Annotated in this window: 19 protein-coding genes; 11 read left to right on the top strand and 8 right to left on the bottom strand. The window is 63.3% G+C overall.

What is annotated here, in order from left to right:
• Window positions 1–22: 22 nt before the first annotated feature.
• Genes ACVWYS_RS10670 through ACVWYS_RS10645 form a run of 6 tightly spaced genes read right to left on the bottom strand, consistent with a single transcriptional unit; the run spans window position 23 to window position 6232 of the window.
• A complete protein-coding gene (locus ACVWYS_RS10670; protein WP_456509709.1) occupies window positions 23–1018 on the bottom strand; it encodes a sugar phosphate isomerase/epimerase family protein in 996 nt (331 codons plus the stop codon).
• Window positions 1015–1872: an ABC transporter permease gene (locus ACVWYS_RS10665; RefSeq protein WP_456506748.1), complete on the bottom strand. Its 858-nt coding sequence runs from the start codon at window positions 1870–1872 to the stop codon at window positions 1015–1017. Before ACVWYS_RS10665 ends, ACVWYS_RS10670 begins: the two co-directional genes overlap by 4 nt.
• Window positions 1862–2794: an ABC transporter permease gene (locus ACVWYS_RS10660; protein WP_456506747.1), complete on the bottom strand. Its 933-nt coding sequence runs from the start codon at window positions 2792–2794 to the stop codon at window positions 1862–1864. The genes ACVWYS_RS10665 and ACVWYS_RS10660 overlap by 11 nt, the downstream gene beginning before the upstream one ends.
• Before the next feature lies 1 nt (window position 2795).
• Window positions 2796–3908 (bottom strand): ABC transporter substrate-binding protein, encoded by a 1113-nt coding sequence (locus tag ACVWYS_RS10655; protein WP_456506746.1) that lies wholly within the window; start codon window positions 3906–3908, stop codon window positions 2796–2798.
• On the bottom strand, window positions 3892–5043 hold the full coding sequence (locus ACVWYS_RS10650) for an ABC transporter ATP-binding protein (protein WP_456506745.1): 1152 nt from the start codon (window positions 5041–5043) through the stop codon (window positions 3892–3894). Before ACVWYS_RS10650 ends, ACVWYS_RS10655 begins: the two co-directional genes overlap by 17 nt.
• On the bottom strand, window positions 5036–6232 hold the full coding sequence (locus tag ACVWYS_RS10645) for a Gfo/Idh/MocA family protein (RefSeq protein WP_456506744.1): 1197 nt from the start codon (window positions 6230–6232) through the stop codon (window positions 5036–5038). The genes ACVWYS_RS10650 and ACVWYS_RS10645 overlap by 8 nt, the downstream gene beginning before the upstream one ends.
• Before the next feature lie 581 nt (window positions 6233–6813).
• Between ACVWYS_RS10645 and ACVWYS_RS10640 the strand changes: the two genes are divergently transcribed.
• The 6 genes from ACVWYS_RS10640 to ACVWYS_RS10615 all read left to right on the top strand — a co-directional run bounded on the left by ACVWYS_RS10640 (window position 6814) and on the right by ACVWYS_RS10615 (window position 13896).
• Entirely contained in the window at window positions 6814–7659 is an 846-nt protein-coding gene (locus tag ACVWYS_RS10640; protein ID WP_456506743.1) for a DeoR/GlpR family DNA-binding transcription regulator, read from the top strand.
• Window positions 7625–7741: a DUF6984 family protein gene (locus ACVWYS_RS10635; protein WP_456506742.1), complete on the top strand. Its 117-nt coding sequence runs from the start codon at window positions 7625–7627 to the stop codon at window positions 7739–7741. The genes ACVWYS_RS10640 and ACVWYS_RS10635 overlap by 35 nt, the downstream gene beginning before the upstream one ends.
• Before the next feature lie 617 nt (window positions 7742–8358).
• Window positions 8359–9375 carry a 5-dehydro-2-deoxygluconokinase gene (gene iolC / locus ACVWYS_RS10630; RefSeq protein ID WP_456506741.1) on the top strand — a complete coding sequence of 339 codons (1017 nt, stop codon included), beginning with the start codon at window positions 8359–8361 and terminating at the stop codon, window positions 9373–9375.
• Window positions 9372–10373: a Cgl0159 family (beta/alpha)8-fold protein gene (locus ACVWYS_RS10625; protein WP_456506740.1), complete on the top strand. Its 1002-nt coding sequence runs from the start codon at window positions 9372–9374 to the stop codon at window positions 10371–10373. The genes iolC and ACVWYS_RS10625 overlap by 4 nt, the downstream gene beginning before the upstream one ends.
• 39 nt (window positions 10374–10412) lie before the next feature.
• Window positions 10413–12341 carry a 3D-(3,5/4)-trihydroxycyclohexane-1,2-dione acylhydrolase (decyclizing) gene (gene iolD, locus ACVWYS_RS10620; protein WP_456506739.1) on the top strand — a complete coding sequence of 643 codons (1929 nt, stop codon included), beginning with the start codon at window positions 10413–10415 and terminating at the stop codon, window positions 12339–12341.
• Window positions 12342–12387: 46 nt separating this feature from the next.
• A complete protein-coding gene (locus ACVWYS_RS10615; RefSeq protein ID WP_456506738.1) occupies window positions 12388–13896 on the top strand; it encodes a CoA-acylating methylmalonate-semialdehyde dehydrogenase in 1509 nt (502 codons plus the stop codon).
• A 1476-nt stretch (window positions 13897–15372) separates the two neighbouring features.
• Here the strand turns inward: ACVWYS_RS10615 and ACVWYS_RS10610 are convergent.
• Window positions 15373–16116 carry a GntR family transcriptional regulator gene (locus ACVWYS_RS10610; protein WP_456506737.1) on the bottom strand — a complete coding sequence of 248 codons (744 nt, stop codon included), beginning with the start codon at window positions 16114–16116 and terminating at the stop codon, window positions 15373–15375.
• Window positions 16117–17351: 1235 nt separating this feature from the next.
• On the opposite strand from ACVWYS_RS10610, the gene ACVWYS_RS10605 reads away from it, so the two are divergent.
• From ACVWYS_RS10605 to ACVWYS_RS10585, 5 genes are all read left to right on the top strand, one after another.
• Complete coding sequence (locus ACVWYS_RS10605; RefSeq protein WP_456506736.1) at window positions 17352–18887, top strand: amino acid permease; 1536 nt, start codon at window positions 17352–17354, stop codon at window positions 18885–18887.
• Complete coding sequence (locus ACVWYS_RS10600; RefSeq protein WP_456506735.1) at window positions 18884–20299, top strand: FGGY family carbohydrate kinase; 1416 nt, start codon at window positions 18884–18886, stop codon at window positions 20297–20299. Before ACVWYS_RS10605 ends, ACVWYS_RS10600 begins: the two co-directional genes overlap by 4 nt.
• Window positions 20300–20317: 18 nt before the next feature.
• Window positions 20318–21772 carry an FAD-dependent oxidoreductase gene (locus ACVWYS_RS10595; protein ID WP_456506734.1) on the top strand — a complete coding sequence of 485 codons (1455 nt, stop codon included), beginning with the start codon at window positions 20318–20320 and terminating at the stop codon, window positions 21770–21772.
• Window positions 21769–23055, top strand: coding sequence for an NAD(P)/FAD-dependent oxidoreductase (locus ACVWYS_RS10590; protein WP_456509708.1), 1287 nt, complete (start codon window positions 21769–21771; stop codon window positions 23053–23055). The genes ACVWYS_RS10595 and ACVWYS_RS10590 overlap by 4 nt, the downstream gene beginning before the upstream one ends.
• A gap of 372 nt (window positions 23056–23427) precedes the next feature.
• Entirely contained in the window at window positions 23428–24627 is a 1200-nt protein-coding gene (locus tag ACVWYS_RS10585) for an IS110 family RNA-guided transposase (protein WP_223987885.1), read from the top strand.
• 598 nt (window positions 24628–25225) lie between these two features.
• Here ACVWYS_RS10585 and ACVWYS_RS10580 read toward each other — a convergent pair.
• The gene (locus tag ACVWYS_RS10580; RefSeq protein WP_456506732.1) at window positions 25226–25681 is read right to left on the bottom strand and encodes a nucleoside deaminase; all 456 of its coding nucleotides are present in this window, start codon (window positions 25679–25681) and stop codon (window positions 25226–25228) included.
• Between the last annotated feature and the right edge of the window lie 283 nt (window positions 25682–25964).

Raw genomic sequence — 25964 nt, 5'->3', positions numbered from 1 at the left:
GGTTCTCCTTGAGATGAAGTAGTTAGGGGGTGAGGTTTGCAAATTGGGGAGACGCGTTTGGCCAGGTGGCACTGAGGGCGCGGTGTATCAGCCCTGCGGCTTCCTTGACGCCTGTCTTGGCGTCCACGAAGGGGTCCTCATGTTCGATGGAAATGCTTCCGACGGGAGAGTCAGCGAACTGGGCGATGAGCCCGCGCCACCAGGCTTCGTCGTGGCCGCGACCCGGTACCGAAAAGTTCCATGGCATGTCCGCCGGGCTGGCCGGCCACCGGTGGTCGAGCAGCCCGTTCAGGGCAAGCGCTTCCTCGTTGAATGAGGTGTCCTTGGCATGGACGTGGCCAATCCTGGGCAGGATCCGCTCGACAACCTTGTTCGCGTCCATGCCCATCCAGAAGAAATGACTAGGGTCCAGGTTCGCGTAGAGGTTCGATCCAAGGGCCGTGAATTTTTCGAACGTCTCCACGTTGTACACCGTCGTTCCAGGGTGCAGCTCGATGCACAGGTTGACGTCGGGGTTCTCCCTCTTGGCGAAGTCGGCGATTTCGGACCAGTACGGTGCGACCCGGTCCTCCCACTGCCGGTCGTGGACGCCCTCCAGATACGGGAGCCAGCCGCCGGCACCGAAAGAAGCAGACACGTCAGCTGCAGTGGCGCCTGGACATCCGGACATTGCCACGATCGTGTTCGTACCGAGGGGCCCGGCAAGACGGATGGCCCGTCGTAGTGCATGGTCGTGGGCGCGGGAGATTTCGGGGTCAGGGTGCAGGGGGTTGCCCCACACGTTGAGCGCATCCAGGCTGATGTCGTGCCGTGCCAGTGTGGAGAGCCACTGCCGTCGGCTCGAGTCGCTGCCGAGCAGCTCCTCCGGAGCGCAGTGCGGGTGCGGCGCGTACCCGCCGGCCCCGACCTCGACAGCGGTTACTTCGGGAACCTCCCGGCTCAGCCAGGAAAGCACCTCTTCCAGCGGGGTGTCGGCGAATGCCTCCAGGACGACTGAAATTTCGCAAGACTTTTTCATGCAGGCACTCCTGTTTGTTCTTCTTGCCTGCTCTTTGCGGTCAACATTTTGATCAGGCGCAAACCCAGCGCTGTGACAACGACCAGAGCGATCGTTCCCAGGAGCATGAGAGAGGCCAAAGCGTTAACTTCCGGGGTAATCCCGAATTTGAGCTGACTGTAGATATAGATCGGAAGCGTCTGATCGCTGCCGATGATGAAATTGGTGACAACGAACTCATCCAGCGACAGCGTGAAGGCCATGAGGGCCGCGGCCACGATCCCCGGGTAGACCAGGGGCAGGACAACAAAGCTGAATCGTTGCACCGGCCCTGCGCCCAGGTCCGATGCCGCGCGCTCGAAGTTTCGGTCCAGGCTCTCCAGCCGCGAGGACACCACGAGGATGACAAACGGTGTTGCCAGGACTGTCTGACCGATCACTGCGATCGGCAACGACGGCTGCAGATGCAGGATATTCGTCGAAAGCACGAGGATCGCGACGCCGATGAGGAGCCCGGGAATCATGATGGGCAAGGTGATGAAGACCCGGACTGCGCTGCGGTACTTGATCTGGGCACGCACCAGCGGGAACGCTGCAGCGGTGCCGATGACCGTCGCGAGTACCGTGACCGCGACTCCTACGGCGAGGGACTTCCCGAGCGCGTCCTGAATGATCAGGTTTTGTGTGAGCGACGCATACCAGTCCAGGGTAAGCCCTGTCATCGGAAAGCCGACCACTTTCGATTTGTTGAACGAAAGCAGAATCATCACGGCGATGGGAGCGAAGAGAAACAGGTAGATCAGGACCCCGTAGGCCGTGAGGATGACTCGAAAGAGCCCGGCGCGGGGGTTTACGACTTCCATGTCATGAGCCATAGAGATCCTTAGTGTCGAGTCCTCGGCGGAAGAGGACAAGGAGGGTGAGAATCACCAGTGCAATCAATACGCTGGCGGCCGATCCGAGCGGTAGCAGATATCCCGCGAAGAAGTTGGCAATGAGGTTCCCCATGAGCACTCCGTTGGTCCCGCCGACGATCGACGGTGCGACATACTCTCCCAGGATGGGGATGAAGACGAAGATTCCGGCTGTGACCATGGCCAGTTTCATCTGGGGGAGCAGGATTGTCATAAGGCTTCGCATGGGCGAAGCGCCCAGATCAACGCCGGCCCGGAGCAGGCGCCAGTCGAAGCGGTCGAGCGAGGAGTACAGAGTGAGGGCGGCAAAGGGAAAATACAGGTAGACAAGGACGATGAAGACGCCCGGGGTGTCGTACAAGAAGAGTCGCACCGGTTCGTCGACGAGCCCCAGGTTCTTCAAGAGAACGTTGATAGCGCCGTTGTCGCCAAGAATCGCGACCCATGCGTAGACCCTCAGCAGGTAACTGGTCCAGAACGGCAAGATGACGAGAAGGAACAGGACTCTCTGCAGCCGCGGCGGAACGTACCTGACCAGCCAGTAGCAGAACGGGAACGCGATCGCCAGCGTGGTTGCGGTGGCGAGGAACGCCATCAGGATCGTCTTGCCCAGTGTCTTGATGTACGTGTCCGTTGTGGCGATTGCTTCGTAGTTCTTCGTGGTGAAGCCTGGCACCAGGGTGTAGTCCTTGGTTTGCCAGAACGAGTAGACAACAATCAGGCAGAGTGGCGCGATAAAGAAGACGCCGAAGACGACGGCGGCAGGGGTAAACCCGACGTATTGCCGCCAGTTCTTGCGTTCGCGCCGGGCGACTCGCGAGCGGGGGTTGGCCGGTCCTGGTCCGGCGTCCGGGACCCTGGTGGCGGTCTCAAGGGTCGCCATCTTAGGCGCCAAAGATCTGGTTGAAGGCCTCCGTGTAGGACTGCTGGTTTTCAGCCGGTCCCTTGAGCGTCATGGCGAGGGCTTTCTCGGGGTTCCCCATGAAGAGGCGCTTGGCGTCCTGGGCGGTCTTCGGATCGTTGAGCAGGATGTTGGCGGCTTTCTCGTTGAACAGTGGCCGGCCGTTGGTCTTGAAGTTTTCAACGATGTACTCGGATGTCTCCATGGCGTTCAGGAAGGGCCGTACCAGCTTCTGGTTGGCGCCCTTGGACGTGATCATCTCGGCGTCGATGAAACCAATCGTGCCTTCCGTCGGGTAGGCCGCCTCAATCTGCGGGCCGCCGGCGGACTTGACGCGGAGATCCGTTCCCAGGTTTGAGATTCCGATCGCGGCCTCACCGCTGGCGAGCATCGAGATAATTTCGTTGTTCTGGCTCGCCAGCTTGAGCACGTTGGGTTTCAGGGCCTTGAGGAAGTCTGAAGCCTTCGTGAGGCCATCGCCCTTAAGCGCATACGGATCCTTGGAGCCGGTGGCAATTCCGCCAATGGCAAGCAGGTCGGTCGGAATGTTTTCGGCAACGATCAGGCCCTTGTACGCGGGGTCAGTGAGCGACTCCCACGAGGTGGGGGGAGTTTTGACCAGTTTGGGGTTGAAATAGATCTGGACACTCGACCAGGAGAAGGGGTATCCCAGGTAGCCTTGAGGGTCTTTGAGGAAGGAGAAGTCCCGGGCTGCCGAGTACAACTCCTTGCTCACTGGGATCTCGTCCATCTGGAACGGATCGATGAGGCCTTCTTCCCTGTACTTCTTCACCCACAGTGCGTCGCCGGAGACAATGTCGAACTGGCTGCCGGTCTGTTTGATCTGCAGGAGGGCATCGGCGTTGTCCGAGAACAGTTTGGGTCCGCCCGTGATTTTGGAGGAAGCGGCGACCTTCTGCAGCTGGTCATTTGAAAAGTGGTCTGACCAGGTCAGCCAGTTAACCTTTCCTCCGGCTGCACCTGAGTCACTGGCACCGGAGGCACATCCCGTCATCACGAAGGAACTCGCGCCCAAAGCCAAAGACCCGAGGAGCAGCGTGCGGCGGTCAAATTTGGTGTTATGCAGACTTGCCATTGTGGTTTTCCTTCTTCTCAAGCTGTTCTACGAGTGGGTGGGCGGCCTTGGTAGACCATGCGAGCTTCACCGTCTGGCCAATCTCGAGCCCGGTTCCGTCATGGTCCTCGAGCGCATGGTCACTGAGCGATGACACGACAAGTTGTTCACTGCCGGAAAGCCGCATCACGATCCGCGTGGTTGATCCGAGGTATGCGCGGGAAACGATCTCGGCGTCGATGAAGCCGTTCGCGGCTATCCTGAGGGATTCGGGGCGGATCACAATCGACGTCGTGTCTTCGGGTGCATTGGCCGAAATGGGCACTGGTGCACCGTTTTCAAGATGGAATACCCCGCCTTCCTTCCGGCCGGCCAGGATGTTGGATTCGCCGATGAACTCTGCAACATAGCGGCTGCAGGGCCTCCGGTAAATTTCCTCTGGCGTCCCGATCTGCTCGATCCGCCCGCCGTTCAGGATCGCGATGCGGTCCGCGAGACCCATTGCCTCCTCCTGGTCGTGAGTCACGAACACGAAGGTTGTCCCGACCTGGCGCTGGATGATGGAGAGCTCGGTCTGAAGCCGTTTCCGGAGCTTGAGATCCAGCGCGCCAAGCGGCTCGTCCAGGAGCAGAACTTTGGGTTTGTTGACAAGGGCTCTGGCAACAGCCACGCGCTGGGCCTGTCCGCCGGAAAGCTTGGTGACGGCGCGGTCGGAGAAGGTGCCAAGGCCGACCAGATCCAGGGCCTCTTGCGCCCTCTTGAGACGCTCGGGTTTTGACACCTTCGCCATCCGCATTCCAAACGCAACGTTTTCTATGACATTCAAGTGAGGGAAAAGTGCGTAGGACTGGAACACGGTGTTAATCGGTCTGCGGTTGGGCGGAAGTTTGGTCACGTTCACCCCTGCAACGCTGACCACCCCTGCCGTGGCTCCGACAAAACCGCCGATGATGTTCAAGGTGGTGGTCTTGCCGCACCCGGACGGGCCCAGCAGGCAGAAGAATTCGCCATCAACGATGTCCAGGTCAAGTTCATGGAGAGCGACTTCGTCCCCGTAACTCTTCCGGATTCCCCTTAACTCAATGGCATTTTTTGCCGTCCCGCCGATTATTGGCCGGGAGCTGGCCGGGCTGTCTTCTACGAGGAGATTAGTCAATGTCGATCGCCTTCCGGGTTTGAGCGCTTTCTTGAATTGCGTGGACCAGCGAAACCAGCCGTTGGCCGTCGGCGAAGGTCGGGTAGGCCACGCCGCTGCCTCCAATGGCCGAATACACGTCACGGATGAGGTTTCTAAACGCGTCACCAAATCCCTCTGCGTGCCCTGCAGGAGTGAACGCGATTCGTCCGGCGTCGACAGAGAGCTGCTCGGGATCCCGGGTAATCGTCAGGACCGAGGCATCAGAACGCCGATGCCGAAGTACGTTGGGGTCGTCGGCCTGCCAGTGGAAGCCGCCATCCACTCCGTCCACGTCGATGGAGCAAGCGTTAGGTTCCCCGGCGCATACGCCCGAGAAGACTGCGGATCCGGGGGTGCCGTCCGAAAGCTGAAGGAACACCCTGACGTAGTCTTCGGCTTCGACGTCGATTTCAACCCCGTCCTTGAAGCGTTTGGGCCGCAGGGTCGAAAACCGCGCCTCCACCTGGCTGATTTGCGAGCCTGTCACGTACTCGACAAGATCCAGCCAGTGGACACCCAGGTCTGCTGTTGCGTAGGAAGTGCCGGCAATCGCCGGGTCGAATCCCCATCCCCAGTTGTCGTGGTTAGAGTCCCAGGACAGGAACGCCCCACGCACTGCCTGTACCTTCCCGATCTCTCCGGAAAGAATTCGGGCGCGCAGCTCGGCAACCATCGGATAGGAACGCTGGATCAAACACACGGCTGCGTGTATTCCTGCGGCGTCGCTCGCCTCCACCAGACGTTGTGCATCGTCAACGGTGGTGGCCAGTGGTTTTTCGCAGATGACATGGATGCCCCGTTTGATGGCTTCGAGCGCATGACCGGCATGGAAACCATGCGGTGAGCAAACGTGAAGAACATCCGGCCTGGTCTCATCAAGCATCCGGCCCAGATCATCGAACGAGGCAATGCCGTCCCCTCCGCGGACGCCGGCCCCCCGACCGGCGGGCTGCAGATCGGCGGCAAGAGCCTGAGCCTTTGAAAAGTCCCGGCCGCAAACCCCGACCACTTGAGATCCCAAGTCGTGGATCCGCTGGCCATGGATCCGGGCAATGCCGCCGGTCCCTACGATGGCGGCCCGAAGCTCGGGCGGGTAGTACGTCTTTGCAACTTCATTCCTGTCCCCGGGCCGGGGCACACGAAGCCGCTCAAGCGTTGTTTTTTGCACGCAATTCTCCATTGAATAAGGGGCAGGGAGCCTGACGCGAATAACCGGCTACTCAGCCTGGTTTCGCCTCCAGTGATCCGTATGTCGACCAACTCTGGACATCGTTTCGCGATTTGTCAAGACATGCTGACAACCGCATTTTTTGGATTGGGCCGTCCCGGCGCAGGTCCGTCAGCACCCCGTTGTACCGAACATTCCCGGTACCCGGAGCTGAGATCTGGCGCCTGAACGTGCACTGTTCCTCGTAGATCGGAATGACGCAATTTGTGGAATTACGAGGATTTGTTAGTAAAAGCATGGACTTGTGGGCGCGCGAAGTCAAGGGGTTTCTGTGGCTGTCATCACATCGTCGATCGTGCGGGCGAGTCCAGACTCCCGCCGCCCCTCCCTGCTTGAAGATCCAAGGGGTGCTTCGCGGGCCACCACCGCACGGAAGGTGGTTGGAATGTTGAGTTGTTTTGTGCAATCTAGGTATGATCTGAAGCGCAGGGTTGGCAGCTTCTCGCTGAGAGGCCGTCAAAGCCGTGGATTTACTCAGGTGTGCCAGCCATAGATTTGCCAGCCGTTAGGGTGTGGAGACCATGATCCGTCCGATGAAGCAGCCGGCCGCCGTGCGGCGCCGCAGGATTGTCGAGCTTGTTGGCCAGGGCGAATATCTCCGGCCGGCCGACATTGCCGCGCAGATGTCCGTGTCCGGGGAAACGGTCCGGCGTGACCTCATGGCATTGGAACGTTCCGGCGAGCTCAAGCGGATCCATGGAGGCGCAATGGCCCCCGTGCGGTTGGTCGACACGGAACCGGACCGCGCAATCCGCTCCACGGAGAACCGGGCGGAGAAGGAAGAAATCGCAGCCGTTGTCGCATCCATGATTTCGGATACGGACACGATCTTTCTCGACGTCGGAACAACTGTCGAGACCGTTGCGATGGCGCTGCCCGGAACCTTTCACGGGATCGTCGTTACGAACAGCCTCTCCGTCGGCTCGATCCTGGGAGGCCGGCCAGGTATTGAACTCTACGTACTGGGCGGAAGGGTCCGCACAGGCGAAATGACGACCTACGGGCCCGAAGTTCTGGCCCAGGTGCGAAGCTTCAACGCGAACTGGGCCTTCCTGGGCGCCGGCGGCGTTGATGTGGCTGCCGGGTTCACCGACTATGCGAGCGAAGACGTACCGATCAAGCAGCTGATGATTCAACAGTCGGCGAAAGCCTATGCCCTCGCAGTCGGCGAAAAACTCGGCCGCACCGCCTTTCGCCACGTATGCGGGCTGGACAAGCTGTCGGGCATCATCACCGACAGCAAAACCAGCCGTACAGACATTGAGGCGCTCCGGGAGGCCGGAATCGAAGTGCTCCAACCCGAGTCCAAAGCACGTGCGAGTTGGCGGGGGGATGGGGAGCCTGCAGTTCGAAACCACAAAACCTGACGGGAAGTTCGGCCGTGCCCGGTCAGAAAGCTGGTTCAAAGACGAAGACGGATTCCCTGTCTTGGTCGGCATCTCTCGATAAAGACGACTGCCAGCGGTTAGTCAGGACGAGGGTGGGTTCATCGGTGCTGAGAGTCCGGTAGTGGTGGGCAAAGCCGATGCGGCTGCAGCGCTGGGGTAGCGGGGGAGGCGTTTTTCGATGCCGGGGGATGCCGAAAAGGATGACTCCCATGGTGTGGCGGTCGTAGTAGTCCCTGACATGCTCGAGCGCCGGAGGTTTGAGTCGGTCGGCCTCAGGAGGTCAAGGCCCTCGTGCCGGCGGGCATTCTGGGGATCCACCCTCCGGTCCTTAGTCGAGGCAACCCGACGAGTCAAGATTTATTCTGACATTCTTACAAATCCATCGCGCCGGTTCATGAAATCGGATGGCACGCCTCCCCGGCACCACCGGTGAGTTTATCGAAATTCCCCGCCGGCGCGGCGGCGCGCCTTGACGTCATTGCCCACATGGCGGCGGTTGAGGCTCGAGTCGACCTTCCGGTCGCGACACTTCAGATTTGCACTATGTCCTGACAAACGTTTGACAGGACATGACTTATGACGGAAAGTGGATGTGGCCCGGCTCACGCGGGCCCCTAAGCACCGAAGCTCAGGCTGCGAAAAGGTACCGAGTTCACACCAGAAAGGTCCACGATCACCGTGACCCACGAACTGCTCACGATCGGGCGAATCAGCGTTGATATCTACCCGAACGACATCGGGGTGGATCTGGAGGATGTCACGTCCTTCGGAAAGTACCTTGGCGGATCCCCGTCCAACGTAGCGGTCGCCGCTGCCCGCCATGGCCGCCGCACCGGCGTCATCAGCCGCACCGGCGACGATGCCTTCGGCAAGTACCTGCACCGCGAGCTGCGCAAGTTCAACGTGGACGATTCCTACGTCACCGCGGTCAAGGAGTGGCCCACTGCGGTCACGTTCTGCGCGATCAAGCCGCCGGAAGACTTCCCGCTCTACTTCTACGGCCGGTTCCCCACGGCGCCGGACCTGCAGATCAGGGCCGAGGAACTGGACCTGGACGCCATCAGGGACGCTGGAATCTTCTGGTCCACCGTCACCGGCCTCTGCCAGGAGCCCAGCCGCACCGCCCACATCAAGGCCCACGAGGCACGTCCACGCACCGGGCTGAAGCCAGGCCAGTTCACCATCCTTGACCTCGACTACCGGCCGATGTTCTGGGCCTCCGAGGAGGAAGCCCGGGAACAGGTCGGCAAGATCCTGCCGCACGTCACCGTGGCAATCGGCAACGACAAGGAATGCGCCGTTGCCGTCGGCGAGGGCACCCCGGACGAACAGGCCGACCGGCTGCTCGCCGCCGGCGTCGAAATCGCGGTCGTGAAGCTTGGACCGGAAGGCGTCATGGCCAAGACCCGCACCGAACGCATCGTCTCCGCCCCGGTGCCGGTGGAAACCGTCAACGGCCTCGGCGCCGGCGACTCCTTCGGCGGGGCATTCTGCCACGGTCTGCTCTCCGGCTGGCCGCTGGCCCAGGTGCTCGACTTCGCCAACGCCGCCGGCGCCCTGGTCGCCTCCCGCCTGTCCTGCGCCGACGCAATGCCGACGCCGGAGGAAGTCACGGGCCTGCTCGCCGAACGCGGCCGCACCATCCCCGGTGCTTCCACTCTTGCAGCATCCACTCTTGAAGGAGCAGTGCGTTGAGCCTGAACACGATTCCCGGCGTTGCCGGTGTAAACGATGATCCCCGCCGTTACGAGCACCTGAGCATCATCCGGCTCGAAGACCCGGACGCGATCGCCCGCGCCGCGAAGGCCCGGCGCCGCCACCCCGGCGTCAAGGCCGGCAAGCAGAACTTCATCGTCGCCGCCGACCACCCCGCCCGCGGGGCCCTCGCGGTCGGCAGCGATCCGGTGGCCATGGCCGACCGCCGCCAGCTGCTGGACCGCCTGCAGATTGCGCTGGCAAACCCGGACGTGGACGGTGTCCTGGCCTCGCCGGACATCATGGACGACCTCCTCCTGCTCGGCTCGCTCGAGGGCAAACTGCTCTTCGGTTCGATGAACCGCGGTGGTCTTGCCGGCTTTGTCGGCGAGTTCGATGACCGCTTCACCGGCCACACCGCGGCCGCCCTCGAGGCCCTCGGCGCCGACGGCGGCAAGATGCTGACGCGCATCTGCCTCGGTGATCCGGACACCGTGGCCACGCTCGAGGCAACGGCGAGGGCGATCGATTCCCTGGCCGAGCGCAAGCTGATCGCCATGGTGGAGCCGTTCCTGTCCGTCTGGGAGAACGGCAAGGTCCGCAACGACCTCTCCACCAACGCTGTGATCAAGTCCGTCGGCATTGCCGAAGGCCTCGGCGCGACCAGCGCCTACACCTGGATGAAGCTCCCCGTGGTGGCTGAGATGGAACGTGTCATGGCGTCTACCACCATGCCCACCGTGCTCCTGGGCGGAGACCCCGAGGGCAGCCAGGAGGACGTTTTCGCCAGCTGGCAGGCGGCCCTGGCCCTGCCGGGTGTCCAGGGCCTCACGGTCGGCCGGACCCTGCTCTACCCGCACGACGGCGACGTCGCCGGCGCCGTGGCAACCGCCGCCTCGCTGCTAAACAACAAAGCGTCCGTGCCCGCAGCCGCAGAGCACGCTGGGATTGCTGGGCCGACCTGGTCGGACCGCATCCCCCTGAAAGCATCGGAGTAACTTCCCATGGGAATGAGAACTGCCTCAGGAACACGCAGAATGACAGTCGCCCAGGCTGTCGTGGAATACCTGTCCAAGCAGTACACCGTCGATTCGATCGGCGGCCGGGACTTCCGGGAACGCCTGATTCCGGGCACGTTCGGCATCTTCGGCCACGGCAACGTTGCCGGCGTCGGCCAGGCCCTCAAGCAGTACCAGCAGCTCGATCCGACGATCATGCCGTACTACCAGGGCCGCAACGAACAGGCCCAGGCACACCAGGCTGTCGGCTACGCCCGGCACACCCGGCGCCGCCAGACGTTCGCGATCAGCACCTCGATCGGCCCGGGTTCCTCAAACCTGCTCACCGGCGCGGCGCTGGCCACCACCAACCGGCTGCCGGTCCTGCTGCTGCCGAGTGACACCTTCGCCACCCGTGCCGCCGACCCTGTGCTGCAGCAGCTTGAGCAGCCCTACGCCTACGACATCACCGTCAACGACGCCTTCCGGCCGCTGTCCAAGTTCTTCGACCGGGTCTCCCGGCCCGAGCAGCTGTTTTCGGCGTTCCACCACGGCCTGCGTGTCCTGACCGACCCGGCCGAGACCGGTGCGGTCACCATCTCGCTGCCCCAGGACGTCCAGGCCGAGGCCTTCGACGTGCCCGAGGAATTTCTCGCCGAACGCGAATGGCGGATCCGCCGCCCCGACGCCGACGACGAGGACGTCCGCCGCGCCGCCGACGCGATCCGCGCCGCCAAGCGCCCCCTGATCATCGCCGGCGGCGGCGTCCTCTACGCCTACGCCAACGAGGAACTCGCCAAATTCGTCGAACTTACCGGCATCCCGGTGGGCAACACCCAGGCCGGCGTCGGCGTCCTGCCTTGGGACCACAAGTTCTCCCTCGGCGCGATCGGCTCCACCGGCACGACGGCGGCCAACGCCATCGCCGCCGAAGCGGACCTCATCATCGGCATCGGCACCCGCTACGAGGACTTCACCACCGCGTCCCGGACCGCGTTCCAGAACCCGGACGTGAAGTTCATCAACATCAATGTCGCCGCCATCGACGCCTACAAACACGGCACCTCCCTGCCGATCGTCGCGGACGCCCGCAAGGCCCTGGTGAAGCTGAACCAGGCCCTCGGCGGCTACCGGATCGGCGCGGACCTCGAACAGCAGATCGCGAACGAGAAGACCCGCTGGAACGCCACCGTCGATGCGGCCTTCGACACCCGCTTCACCCCGCTGCCCGCGCAGAACGAGATCATCGGCGCCACGAGCCGCGCCATGGACGCGGCGGACGTCGTCATCTGCGCCGCCGGGTCCCTGCCCGGAGACCTGCACAAGATGTGGCGCGTGCGGGACCCGTTCGGCTACCACGTCGAATACGCCTACTCCTGCATGGGCTACGAAATCCCCGGCGGCCTCGGCGTCAAGCGTGCCGCCCTGGCCGAAGCCGCGAAGGGCGGGGCGCAGCGCGACGTCGTCGTGATGGTGGGGGACGGCTCCTACCTGATGATGCACACCGAACTCGTCACCGCCGTCGCCGAACGGATCAAGCTGATCGTGGTCCTGATCCAGAACCACGGCTACGCCTCGATCGGCTCGCTCTCCGAGTCCCTCGGCTCGCAGCGCTTCGGCACCCAGTACCGGGCCCTGGATGAGGAACACCACAGCTTCGACGACGGCGAGCGGCTGCCGGTGGACCTGGCCCTGAACGCCGAGTCCCTCGGCGTGAAGGTGATCCGGATCGAACCCGGCGAGAAGGTCATCGCCGAGCTTGAGCAGGCCATCCGCGACGCCAAGGCCGCCCCGGAAAACGGCGGCCCGATCGTCATCCACGTCGAATCCGACCCGCTGCTGGATGCCCCCAGCTCCGAGTCGTGGTGGGACGTTCCGGTCTCCCAGGTCTCCGAACTCGAATCCACGAAGCAGGCCTTCCAGACCTACGTCGACCACAAGAGCCGCCAGCGCAAGCTGCTCGGCTGACCCCCTCACCACCACGAACAGCCACAGACCAAGGAAGTCCATCACCATGTCAACGACGACCGTCACCACCATCAGCCACTTCATCAACGGCGCCGAAACCTCCGGCGAGGGCACCCGCACCCAGCCCGTCTACAACCCCGCGACCGGCGCGGTCTCCGCGGAGCTGCGGCTGGCCAACCGGGCGGACCTGGACGCCACGGTCGCCGCGGCCCGCAAGGCTGCGGACACCTGGGGCGATATCTCCCTGGCCAAGCGCACCGCGGTGCTGTTCAAGTTCCGCGAACTTGTCGCCTCCCACATCGACGAGCTCGCCGAGCTGATCACCGCCGAGCACGGCAAGGTCCTCTCCGACGCCAAGGGTGAGATCGGCCGCGGCCTGGAGGTCATCGAGTTTGCCTGCGGCATCCCGCAGCTGCTCAAGGGCGACTACTCGGACCAGGTCTCCACCGGCATCGACGTCTTCTCCTTCCGCGAGCCCCTCGGTGTCGTTGCCGGGATCACCCCGTTCAACTTCCCGGTCATGGTGCCGCTGTGGATGGCCCCGATGGCGATCGCCACCGGCAACGCCTTCATCCTCAAGCCCTCCGAACGCGACCCCTCCGCCTCCATGCTCCTGGCCAAGCTGTGGAAGCAGGCCGGCCTGCCCGACGGCGTCTTCCAGGTCCTGCACGGCGACAAGGAAACGGTCGACGGCCTCCTGACCCACCCGGACGTGGACGGCATCTCCTTCGTCGGCTCCACCCCGATCGCGAAGTACGTCCACGAGACCGCCACCAAGCACGGCAAGCGCGTCCAGGCCCTCGGCGGGGCGAAGAACCACGCGATCATCCTGCCCGACGCCGACCTCGACAACGCCGCCGACCACCTCGCCGCCGCCGCCTTCGGCTCCGCCGGCGAACGCTGCATGGCCATCTCGGTTGCCGTCGCCGTCGGCGACGCCGCCGACCTGCTGGTCAAGAAGGTCCAGGAACGCGCCCTGGACATCAAGGTCAACAACGGCACCGTGCCCGACGCCGAAATGGGCCCGGTCATCACCCCCGCCTCCAAGGAACGCATCGTCCGGATCGTCACCGAAGCCGAAACCGCCGGCGCCGCCATGGTGGTCGACGGCCGCGACCTCGTCGTCCCCGGCCACGAGGACGGCTTCTGGGTCGGCCCCACCGTCCTGGACCACGTCACGGCCGGGATGACCGCCTACACCGAGGAAATCTTCGGGCCCGTCCTGGTTGTGGTCCGCGTCGAGGACCTCGACGCCGGCATCGCCCTGATCAACGCCAACCCGTACGGCAACGGCACCGCGATCTTCACCTCCTCCGGCGCCAGCGCCCGCAAGTTCCAGCGCTCCGTGGACGTCGGCATGATCGGCATCAACGTCCCCCTGCCCGTGCCGGTCGCCTACCACTCCTTCGGCGGCTGGAAGGCATCCCTCTTCGGTGACAAGCACATCTACGGCCCCGAAGGCGTCTCCTTCTACACCCGCGGCAAGGTGGTCACCTCCCGCTGGCCCGAAACGCATCACGCCTCCGGCGCCTCCTACAACTTCCCCTCCAACTGATATGTAGGTTCGGTTACCACGAAAACGTAGTTGAGCGGCTCCTGGCTCTTTGGTTCTGGGGGCCGCTCACTGTGTGTCGGTCGAGGTGGTGATCGTGCTGGCGAGCCGTTCTTCGACTGCATTGTCAGACTGAGCGTTCTATGGGTGAAATCAAGCCATGGATCGCGTTGACTCTGCCGCGTTCGCCGTTGACAAGGACCACGAAGTCGCCCAGGTAGCTGAATCCGGCCCGCCGCAAACGCTCCAACCCCCGCGTCGTCAAACGCAAAGTCCTCAAATGGGCAGCCAAATGCACCCGCCACAGCCAATGGCCACAACCGGAGCACAGCCCACACATCCAGATCCAAGCTCTTAACTGAACGGTATTGGGGCTAGCCAGGAGCCCCTGGCCGCGCGTTCACGGCGCTGACCACGCAGGCCGTGGCGCGCCGGGGCGCACCACGGGCTGGAAAACCCTCAGGCGGCCCACGAGCACACGGCTCGCCGCCCTGCACGAAGGAGGGTATCTCATCCTTATGCTGACGCGCTCGTTGCTCACGTCTCGATCGTCAAACCCTGTGACGCGAAGGACCGAAGAAGAGGGCTCCATCGTCAGACGACGTGACCGACCCGTCGTCAAATAACGTGCGCGGTAACACCTGGAACCAAAAGCCAGGAGCCGCTCAACTACGCCTCTTGACAACCAGGCCTAAATATCAGCGTCGTGCCTCTACTTGCCTGCCGGGCCGTTTTCGAGGTCTTGGCCAGCGACGGTTTCTGGGCAACGGCGGCCCAGGTGTGGTGCCCTGGGGCTTGTCTGCCAGAGCCGGGATTTTACGGCTTCGCGATCGTAGGCATTCCATACGGTGGCTGTCTCGTGTGCTCGTTCGATCATTTCGGGAGTGGCCTTGTCCTACCAGTCCTCGGGGCCGTCTGCGCCAGCTGGGCCCGGGCAGTAGTGCGCTGAGCCTCAAAGCGCGCTCCCGGATCTCACGGGCGTGCTGTTCCTCTGCTGCGGCGATGTTGCGTACGCCATAGAAGTTCGGGCACGCAGACACGGCGGAGGCCGGCCGCGCCAACGGGCGCCCATAGGCAGCGTCGATGGATCTGCGCAGGCCGTCCATCTTTGGGGAGGGCCATGGCAGGATGGGGCCATCATGGACCGGCGGTCCGGCGCGCACCGAACGCCGAATGGGCGCTGATGTACCGGCTAGAACTGGGTCGGCAACGCATAGCTGCCCTCGTGCGCGCAGAGGCCGCCGGCCGATATTCCTGCGGTGAATGCTGTCAGACGAATTCTGGGCGCATAAAGGTTTTGCCAATTGTACCAATTTGCTCACAGCATGGTGTGGGACGAATTAGCTGCGGAATCCATGACCTCTTCGCTTTCGGCTGGCTGCTCGTTCAAAAGCGGCTCCGCGAATTACCGACTCCACCCGGCGGCAGGCCTTTTTTCGATAAGGGACGGACCGACAGGAACGGCCGGCGCCGGCGCAGTCACTGACCGTGAACCAAGGTCATTGTGAATGCGTATGAATCGGCCACGTAGGCATGGCGACCGATTTCTAATCTGCGTCCGGATTCGTCTATTGCGGTGCGTTCCATGGTCACGAGTGCTGAGCCCGCGTCGGCCTGCAGAACGTTTGCCTGGTAGTCATCCGCGACCGTAGCGCCTATTCGTTGGTTGACCACGCGGATGTCGACTCCCGATGAACGGAGAATCTGGTACAGGCCCCGGGACCCAAGGCTGACTTCGTCCAGGTTCACGATATCGTCCCGGACCCAGTTCTCCATCAGGGCCTGAGGCCGGCCCCCAACCTTGCGCAGTCGCATGAAGTGGTAGACGCGTGCGTTGACAGGAAGATTCAACGATTCCCGGGTCGCGCTGTCTGCTTCCAGATGCGAAAAACGCAGCACCTCCGACGTCGGATCGTTCCCGAGGCGGTGCATGTCGTCAAAGTGACTCAAAATCCCGCGGGCGGGAGTAGCCTGGGTGGCGATCACCTGGGCTCCTACCCCCCGCTTTCGAACCACGAGTCCGGACTGGACCAGTTCCTCAATGGCTTTATGCAACGTCGGGCGGGAGAGGTTCAGCCTGGTGGCCAGATCCATTTCGCTGTCCAGCCGTGACCCTCCCGGAAGCGCGCCAGCGCGGATCGCGGCCTCTATGCTCTGAGCCACTTGATGGTAAAGGGGGACAGGCGATGCTTTATCAATGACAATGTTCAACGAGGATGCCACCGGCATCTCCTCCTATATTGGTCGGTTTGAGCTCGATCGACACGCACCTCGCCTTTGACGCGGATGCCGATCGATATAGCAAGGAATTCCCGCGACTCTTGAACAGCGGGAGCTAAGACGGCGACTCCGCTTTGAGGTGAATTTCGTCTTTCGTCGGGGACGTCTCTTATCTCGTACGTGTGGCCAGCTGCCACTTCGTCGTCCGTGAAGGCCTCAGGGAGAGGCAGCGCATTCATCGGATCCCTTGCATCGGCTCCGTTAGCTGTGTTTTTCGCCTCGGCAAAGCCCGGCAGGCGGGGCCACGGCCTTCACGAGTCCCGAAGCGCAGGGTTCCCAGATTTGATGCCGGCCAGTTTCGCTGCACTTGCGCGCCGCCCCGAATGGGAGCAACGAACCCGCGGGTCTGACGTAGGCCGGGGGTGATTTGTTTCCGATGTGTCCTGTGATGAACAAAGGATGGTTTCCCCGCGCGGGGCCAACGTCATCGTGCGCGATCCTCCCGTGGCTCAGCTGTTCACTGGTTCACCACACAAGTCAGGCCCGAATTCCTCCATCCAGTGGCGGGAATTCGACGGGACCTGGACTGTTGGCACCCGTGATACCAAGCACGACCGCAGGCGTGCCTCATCTTTGGACGTACTGCCCCTACGGCATCACCGGGTCCCGCTGTCCGCGAACGTTCATCCGCGCGGCAATCTCGGCCGGCCGGAGACATTCGCCCCGGCCGACAAGCTCGACAATCCTGCGGCGCCGCACTGCGGCCGGCTGCTTCATCGGACGGTTTATGGTCTCCACACCCTAACGGCTGGCAAATCTATGGCTGGCACACCTGAGTAAACCTACGGCTTTGACGGCCTCTCATCGAGAAGCTGCCAACCCTGCGCTTCAGATCATACCGAGATTGCACAAAAAAACACAACATTCCAACCACCTTCCGTGTGGCGGTGCCCCGCGAAGCGCCCCCTGAATCTTCCTGCGGCGGGTGGCTGGACTCGCCCGCACGATCGACGATGTGATGACGGGCACAGAAACCCCTTGACTTCGCGCGCCCACAAGTCCATGCTTTTACTAATAAATCCTCGTAATTCCACAAGTTGCGTCATTCCTATCTACGAGGAACAGTGCACCTTCAGGCGCCAGATGATCATCGCGGCTTGCACTGAGGGCTCCCGCCAGCACGGCGACCCGCAGTCTTAGTCCTTTCCAGGGGAATACATCGAAGGAGATTCGTCCCCATGACACACAACTCAGTGCCGGGAACTCCGGCCGGGGCGGCCGATGACATAGCCGTCCTCGAGTTCGGCTACGAGCAGGAAATGAAACGCGGCACGGGCCGCTTCGCCTCCTTTGCGGTGGCCTTTGCCTTCGTGTCGATCGCCACGGGCATCTTCACCACCTACGGCGCGGTGCTGAACAGTTCCGGCCCCGCGGGCATTTGGACCTGGCCCATTGTCGTGGTGGGGCAGCTCGCCGTGGCGTTGATCTTCGGTTCGCTGGCAGCCCGCATCCCCGTGACCGGGTACTCCTACCAGTGGATGTCCCGCCTCGCCAACCCCGTGCTGGGATGGATCATGGGCTGGATCTCCTTCACCTTCCTCGCCGTCGTGGTCGTCGCCGTCGACTACACGATCGCTTCCACCGTCTTGCCCGCGCTCCTCGGCTATGGAGGCACACCGGCCAATGCCTGGGTGATCACAAGTATTGTGCTGGTGCTACAGGCCTTACTGGTTGCCTTCTCTACCCGCTGGACCGAACGGGTCAACAACTTTGCCGTCTCGGCCGAGCTGATCGGCATGATCCTGCTGGTTGTCCTGCTGATCGTTGTCGGGGCCGTGGCCAAGGAACTGAACTTCGGGAATCTCTTTTCCACCGGTGCGATCCCGTCGGAAAACTATTTTGGTGTGGGAAGCCTGCTGCATGTCGGCCCGTGGATGATGGGCACGCTGCTGGGCGGCTTCACGATCGTCGGTTTTGAGTCCGCTGCGAACCTGGCCGAAGAAACGAAGGATCCGGCACGGGTTGTGCCCCGTGCCATGTGGCAGGCGGTTCTGGCCTCGGGCATCCTGGGATTCCTGTTTCTCCTGGCCATTACGCTTCTCGCCGGTGACCCGGTGGCGCTGGCCGCATCCGGCACTCCGGTGGCTGACGTCATCGACCGGGTGCTCGGGCCGGTCGTCGGGACCGCGCTGCTCGTTATGGTCGTCGTGTCAATCTTTGCCTGCGGCATGGTGATCCTGATGACCGGTGTCCGCCTGGTTTGGGCCATGTCACGGGACCGGCGCTTCCCGGGTTACGCGCTCTGGCACTACGTGTCACCGCGGTTTGGAACCCCTGCCGCGGCGACCGGGCTGATGTTCGTACTCGCCCAACTCATTCTCGGGGTCTTCGCCCTTCGGCCCGACGCCCTGTTCAGCCTGTTTGGTGCCGCAACCCTGCTGCCGGCGGTCATTTATGCAGCGACCGTCCTGCTCTACATCGTCAAGCGAAAGCACTTGCCCGCCAGCCAAGGCTTCAGCCTGGGCAGGTTCGAGGTTCCGGTGATCATCGTCGCCTCCGCGTGGCTGGTCTTCATACTGATGATCTTCCGGGACGCATCCTTTATCAGCTCATGGGTGTACGTGGCGATCATGGTGGCCATCGGCGCGGTCTACCTCGCGTTCCTCCTCATCAAGCGAGGGGGACCCTCCGGGCTGGCCATGCCCGGCCTGCACTCCATCGATGCGGAACTGGACACGAATGTCCGCCACAAGGAAAGGAACCACCGGAGGTGACCACCGTCCTTGCCATCGACCAGGGAACATCCGGGACCAAAGCCGTCGTCGTCGCCGCCGACGGGAAAATCCTGGGCCTGGCGGAACAGCCGGTCCGCCCGCACTATCTGGACGGCAGCGGAGTGGAACAAGACCCGCAGGAGCTGTTGGACTCCGTCCTGGCCACCGGCCGGGCCGCAGTTGCACGGTCCGGTGCCCTGGTCGACATTGTCACCATCGCCAACCAGGGCGAGACCGTCCTGGCCTGGGACCCGGACACGGGAAAGCCCCTGTCCAACATGATCGTCTGGCAGGACCGCCGGGCCGAGGCCATCTGCGCCTCGCTCGCCGGCTTCAAAGAGGACTTCGCCAAACGCACAGGGTTGGTCCTTGACCCCTACTTCTCGGCACCGAAGCAGGCCTGGATCCGCAGGAACGTCACTCGGGAAGGCGTTGTCACCACATCGGACAGCTGGCTGGTCCACCAGCTGACCGGCGAGTTCGTCACGGACGTCTCAACCGCGAGCCGGTCCCTGACGACCGACTTGGACAGTACCGAATGGGACCGCGAGCTCCTGGAGCGCTTTGGACTGGGAGATGAGCGCCTTCCCCGCATTATCCCATCGGACGCCATCGCCGGATCCACCACCGCGTTCGGCGGGATGATGGCGGTCGGCGGACTCATCGTGGACCAGCAAGCAGCACTGCTGGCCGAGGACTGCCTGCAGCCCGGAGAAGCCAAGTGCACATTCGGCACCGGGGCCTTCCTGCTGGCCAACACCGGCAGCAGCGCCGTACGCTCCACGGCCGGGCTCGCAGCTTCGGTGGCATGGACCGTCCGGGGCCAACCGACCTACTGCTTCGACGGACAGGTCTACACCGCAGCCTCGGCGGTCCGCTGGCTCCAGGACATGGGCTTCATCAAGCACGCCGCCGAACTGGACGTCGTCGCAGCGGCAGATTCAGGCGGAGTCCTCAGCGTTCCCGCGTTCGCCGGTCTGGCAGCTCCCTGGTGGCGGCCGGAGGCCAAGGCCTCGCTGACGGGAATGAGCCTGTCCACCGGACCGGCACACGTGGTTCTCGCCGTCCTTCAAGGCATCGCCGCCCAGGTAGCCGAACTCGGAACCCTCATAGCCACCGACACCGGCCGGCCCCTGCAGCGGCTGCGGGTCGACGGAGGCCTGACACAGAGCCGGGTGCTCATGCAGGCCGTCGCCGATCTCATGCAGATCGAAATCGACGTCTACCCGTCCCAACACGCCACGCCCCTGGGAGCAGCGGCATTGGCCAGAATGGCGCTGGAACCATCACGGACGCTGCAGGACGCTATCGTCCCCTGGAAGCCAAACACAGTTTATGAACCGAAATGGTCGGGAGGCCAGGCAGCCGAGTTCCGGACCCGGTGGACCTCCGCCGTCCAAGCAACCCGGTGAACAAGGAGAAACAAGGATATGTGTAATACCCAGACCAGGACTTACGACGTAGCAGTGATCGGCGCCGGGATCGTCGGCTCCGCCATCGCACGGAAACTCGCCGGCTACCAGCTCAGCATCGCCCTCGTGGACGCGCGCGACGATGTCGGAGACGGCACCAGCAAGGCCAACACCGCCATCCTCCACACCGGCTTCGACGCCAAGCCCGGAACCCTTGAATCCCGCATGGTCCGGGAGGGCTACCACCTCCTCTCCGAGTACGCGAAAGCCACCGGTATCCCGGTGGAACACACCGGCGCTATCCTGGTCGCCTGGGATCAGGAACAGGTCAACGCCCTGCCGGGGCTAAAGGACAAGGCCGAAGATAACGGCTACGACAAAACCGAAATCATCGACGCGGCCGAGGTCTACCGGCTCCTGCCCCACCTCGGCAAAGGCGCCCTTGCCGGGCTCAGCGTCCCCGATGAGTCGATCATCTGCACCTGGACAACCAACCTCGCCCTGGCCACCGACGCCGTGCAGCGCGGGACCGAGCTCCTGCTGGGACGCCGGGTCTCCGGCATAGAGACCGACACGGCCAACCGCATCACCCATCTAAACACCAGCATCGACCGTGTCAGCGCCCACTGGGTGATCAACGCCGCCGGACTGGGCGGGGACACCATCGACCAGCTGTTCGGCTACGACAGGTTCCACATCACGCCCCGCCGCGGCGAGCTGCTCGTCTACGACAAGCAGGCACGCCCGCTCGTGGACAAGATTGTCCTTCCCGTCCCGACCGCGCTCGGCAAGGGCGTGCTCGTCAGCCCGACCATCTACGGGAACGTCATGCTTGGACCCACCGCGGAAGACCTCACCGACCGCACCGACACCGGAACCTCCGAAAGCGGATTTTCCTTCCTGCGCGGCAAGGGCGAGAAGATCATGCCCCGACTCCTCGAGGAGGAAGTCACAGCCACGTACGCCGGGCTGCGCGCGGCCAGTGACTACCCCGACTACCTCATCGAGGTCGACACCGAACAGCAGTACGTGCTCGTCGGAGGTATCCGCTCCACCGGCCTGACCTCGGGGATCGCCGTGGCCGAATACGTCGACGGGCTGCTGAAAAATTCCGGAGCCATCAAGCTCGTCGAACGCGTTGACGTACCGGAAGCGCCGCACATGCCCAACATCGGAGAAGCGTTCCTGCGCCCCTACCAGGACGCCGCACGGATCGCGAAGGACCCCGCCTACGGCAAGATCGTGTGCTTCTGCGAACGCGTCACCGCCGGCGAAATCCGCGACACCTTCACCTCACCCATCCCGCCGCGGACCCTCGACGGGCTCCGGCGCAGGACCCGCGCCCAGAACGGCCGCTGCCAGGGCTTCTTCTGCGGCGCCGAAGTCGCCGAACTCCTTGAGACCCGAGGTAAAAGCCTCACCCCGGCAAACACCGCCGCCACACGCCTTTCCACCCTGGGGACCGCAAAATGACAACGAACGGAAACACCCTGACCCCGCCAGTCGTCACCCCGACCGTTCTCACCCCCACTGTCCTCATCATCGGCGCGGGTCCCTCAGGCCTGCGCGCCGCCGCAGAACTGGCACCCCGGGTGCCAGGCGAGGTCCTGGTCCTCGAACGCGAGAGCACAGCCGGAGGGATACCCCGGCACAGTGACCACCCCGGATACGGCATCCGCGACATGGGAACGTTCATGGGCGGCCCGAAGTATGCCGGGATCCTGCGCGACCGGGCCCTCAAAGCAGGTGCGCGAATCCTCACCAACGCCACGGTCACAGACTGGGCCGGCGACCGGTCGGTCAACGTCACCATGCCCGAAGGGCGCGTCCGGGTCGACGCCGACGTCGTCGTTCTCGCCACCGGAGCCAGGGAACGGCCGCGAACCGCCCGGCTGATCCCCGGAGACCGGGGCCAAGGCGTCTACACCACCGGACAGCTGCAAAACACCGTCCATCTCAAACACGGCACCGTCGGAAAACGCGCCGTCATCGTCGGCGCGGAACTGGTCAGCTGGTCCGCGGCGATGACGCTTCACCACGTCAAGTGCAAGACGGTGCTGATGACCACCGAATACCCGAAACCGGACGCCTACCGCCTGTTCAGCGGCCCCGGAAAGTTCTTCTTCAACACCAGAGTCTCCACACGCACCCGGGTCACCCGCATCATCGGCAAACCCCAAGTCCAAGCGGTCGAAATCGAGAACATCGACACCGGCCAACGACGGACCGTTGCCTGTGACACCGTCATCCTCACCGGCGACTGGATCCCGGACAACGAACTGGCCCGCGCCGCAGGAATCGACATCGATACCACCAGCAAGGCGCCCGTCGTCGATGCCGCGCTGCGCACCAACAAACCGGGCATCTTCGCCATCGGCAACGCCCTCCACCCGGTCGACACCGCCGACGTCGCAGCGCTCGACGGCGCCGCCGTGGCCGACCACGTGCTCGCCCACCTTGGCGGAAGCCGTCCCTCCGGCACCGCGATCAGCCTCAAAACCGAAGCCCCGTTCCGATGGGTCGCCCCGGCCATCCTCCGCCAGGACGACCCCGCTCCACCGCGAGGCCGGCTACTGCTCTGGACCGACACATATGTTCCGTTCCCCACGGTCGTGCTGCGCCAAAACGACCGGGTCATTGCCCGCAAACGCCTGTGGTGGCCCGCAGCGCCCGGGCGTGTCTTCCGAGTCCCATCCAGCATCCTCCAACACATCAACTGGGAAGCCGGACCCGTAACCATCGGCCTCGTCAACTAAACCAATCCCAACCACACCCGTCCGAGTCCCAAGGACTGCCCCGGGACTCCACCCGAACACGGGCGGCACCACCGGTCCTTACGCTGGCCATGCGTCAACTTAGATGGAAACGGACAGGGGCTTTTTGACCCCTTTTGGACCACCCGTTACATTTATTGGGTTCCCGACCGCCGGGGACATGGTCGCTGGACCCGGTATGACTTTCCTGCCCTGTCACTGATGATCCGGGGGGTGTTGTCGCCGGGTCCGGAGGCACTTGTTGACCGCTGATAGGGACAAGGCCGGACCAACGGGTTCAGGTCTCTTCGTAACGTGGGTGCCGGCAGCGGGTGTCGTGACTGCGGCCATAGAGTGGTGCGAAGGAGCGCCAGTATGGATCAGGGATTCGACGTTTACTGCGGACTTGATGTCGGCAAGAGCGAACACCACGCCACCGCGCTGAGCCGCGCCGGCGAACGCCTTTTTGATAAGCCGCTGCCGCAGGACGAAGCCCGGCTGCGGGAGCTTTTCACGACGCTGCAGCAGCATGGGAACGTGCTGATGGTCGTGGACCAGCCCAACACCATCGGTGCCCTGCCCGTGGCGGTGGCCAGGGATTGCGGCTGCGAAGTCGCTTACCTGCCCGGGCTGGCCATGCGCAAAGCGGCGGATCTGCATCCCGGTAATTCGAAAACAGATGCCCGGGACGCATTCATCATTGCCGAGACAGCCCGGGCGATGCCTCACACGCTGCGGGCCGTGGACCGGGACAGCGAAGTCCTCTCCGCACTGAAAGTCCTCTCCGGGTTCGACGCCGATCTGACCCACGAATGCACCCGCGCCATCAACCGGCTGCGGTCCCTGCTGCTGCAGATCTTCCCGGCCCTGGAACGTGCCTTCCCCGGCACGGTCCTGACCCGTCCCCTCGTCCTGGACCTGCTGATCAAATACGCCGGTCCCACGGGCCTGCGCGCCGCAGGCCGCACCAACGTGCTGCGCTGGGCCCGCCACCACAGCCGGAAAGACCCCGTCCAGCTTGTAGATGCAATCTTCACCGCGCTCGGAGAGCAGACGGTAACCGTCGCCGGAACCGAAGCCGTCGAACTCGTCATCCCGCGCGTCGCCGCCCAGATCAAGGAACTCAAACACCAGCGCGCCATCGTCGCCGACGAAGTCGAGAAACTCCTGGACGACTTCCCTCTTTCCCGGGTCTTGATGTCCATGCCGGGAGTCGGCATCAAGACCGCAGCGACGATACTCCTGACCATCGGCGACGCAAGCAGCTTCAAAACCGCCGGGCACCTCGCCGCCTACGCCGGCATCGCGCCCGTCACCCGCCGGTCCGGCACCTCCATCCGCGGCGAATTCCCGGCCCGCTCCGGCAACAAACAACTCAAGAACGCGCTCTTCCGATCCGCCTGGATCGCCTCGTGCCATGACCCGCTCTCCAAGGCCTACTACGACCGGAAACGCGCCCAAGGAAAGAAGCACAACGCCGCCATCATCTGCCTCGCCCGGCGCCGCTGCGACGTCATCCACGCGATGCTCCGAAACGGGACACTCTACGAGGAAAAAGCTCCCCAGGCCGCTTGACCAAAAGCATAGGGACACCCCCCCGGGATTTCAAACGCCGATAAGGGACCTTCTGTCTCCCGCGGCAGAGGGCGCCTCGTGCTGCGGCTGACCGGAATTCCATTCCGTAGGGCACCTGATGTATGAATCAGAAGAGCCTCACCTCTGCGACGTAGATGCGGCTGATGGCTGCATGCCTTGAGCTGGCAAATTTCCGGCGACCCACCGCGTTATCCAGGTGACCATGGGCTGAGTGAAGCTGAGGAAACATGAAGTGGGCAAGGTGCAAAGTAGACGGACGAGACTGGAAGGCAAGTGAGTTCAGCAGACTTGATGCCGCCCGACGCCAGGCAAGGAGGACCGACTTGGTCTGTCTGGGCTGCGGCGGTCCAGCGTTCTTCCGGTCGCCGTCCGACAAGAGGCCCGCCACTTTCGCTGCCAAGCATCAAGCTGATTGTGCCGCGGTGGCAGTGACGTGGACGGTGTTCCGTTATCTGCAGTAATCTCCCCTAAGCCGGGAACTGCGGTGCAGCCGCCGGGCCTCAAGCGAATGAATTCGCGGCACGCAATAGCTTTGGCCGTGTCTGATCTGTTTCACCGGTGCTCTTTTTGGTGTGGACTACTCGGCGATGTCCTCGGCCCATAGTTCAGGGAGTTCATCCTGGAAGGTGCGCATCATCTCGACGCATCGGGCATCGTTCAACACGACTACTTCGACGCCGCGTGCGCGGAGAAGTTCGAATTCGCCGGGGAATGTCTCGGCTTCGCCCACCACCACGCGCGGAATCTTGAACTGGATGATGGTCCCGGTACACATCGCACACGGTGCCAGGGTGGTGTAGAGGGTCGTGTCCCGGTAGCTCTTCTGGCGTCCGGCAGCCCGCAGCGCAGACATCTCGCCGTGGGCGATTGGATCTCCATGCTGGACACGCTCGTTGTGGCCACTGGCAATCACTTCCCCGCCGCGGGCCAGGGCAGCGCCGATCGGGATGCCGCCCTCTCGGAGGCTCTTTTGTGCTGCCTCGTAGGCGGCCTCGAAGACCGGGTCTGTGATGGTTCGTTCAGTTTCTGACATGGGTGCAGTCTAAATCGCACGTGGAAGATATGTTGTTGGCCATCGACGGCGTGACATCGAGGCTATGTGACCGGGGTCCGACCAACGGGAACACTGTCCGTGGCATCAGGCACCTGCCGGCCCCGCGTCCCACGTCTGGTGACAATCCGAACCTGCCCGCTCACCATAGGGGATGATCAAATGCGGCTAGCCACTCCGCTACCGGCCTGCGTACCCTAACTCACAGACTCAGTCCTCGGTCCCGCCTCCGTGGATGCCGGCAAGCTGGAGGGCATAGCAGCAG

It is taken from the genome of Arthrobacter sp. TE12231, from assembly GCF_054062895.1.
Note: the sequence above shows the minus strand (reverse complement) of the source record. Positions and strands in the feature narration are given on the sequence as shown.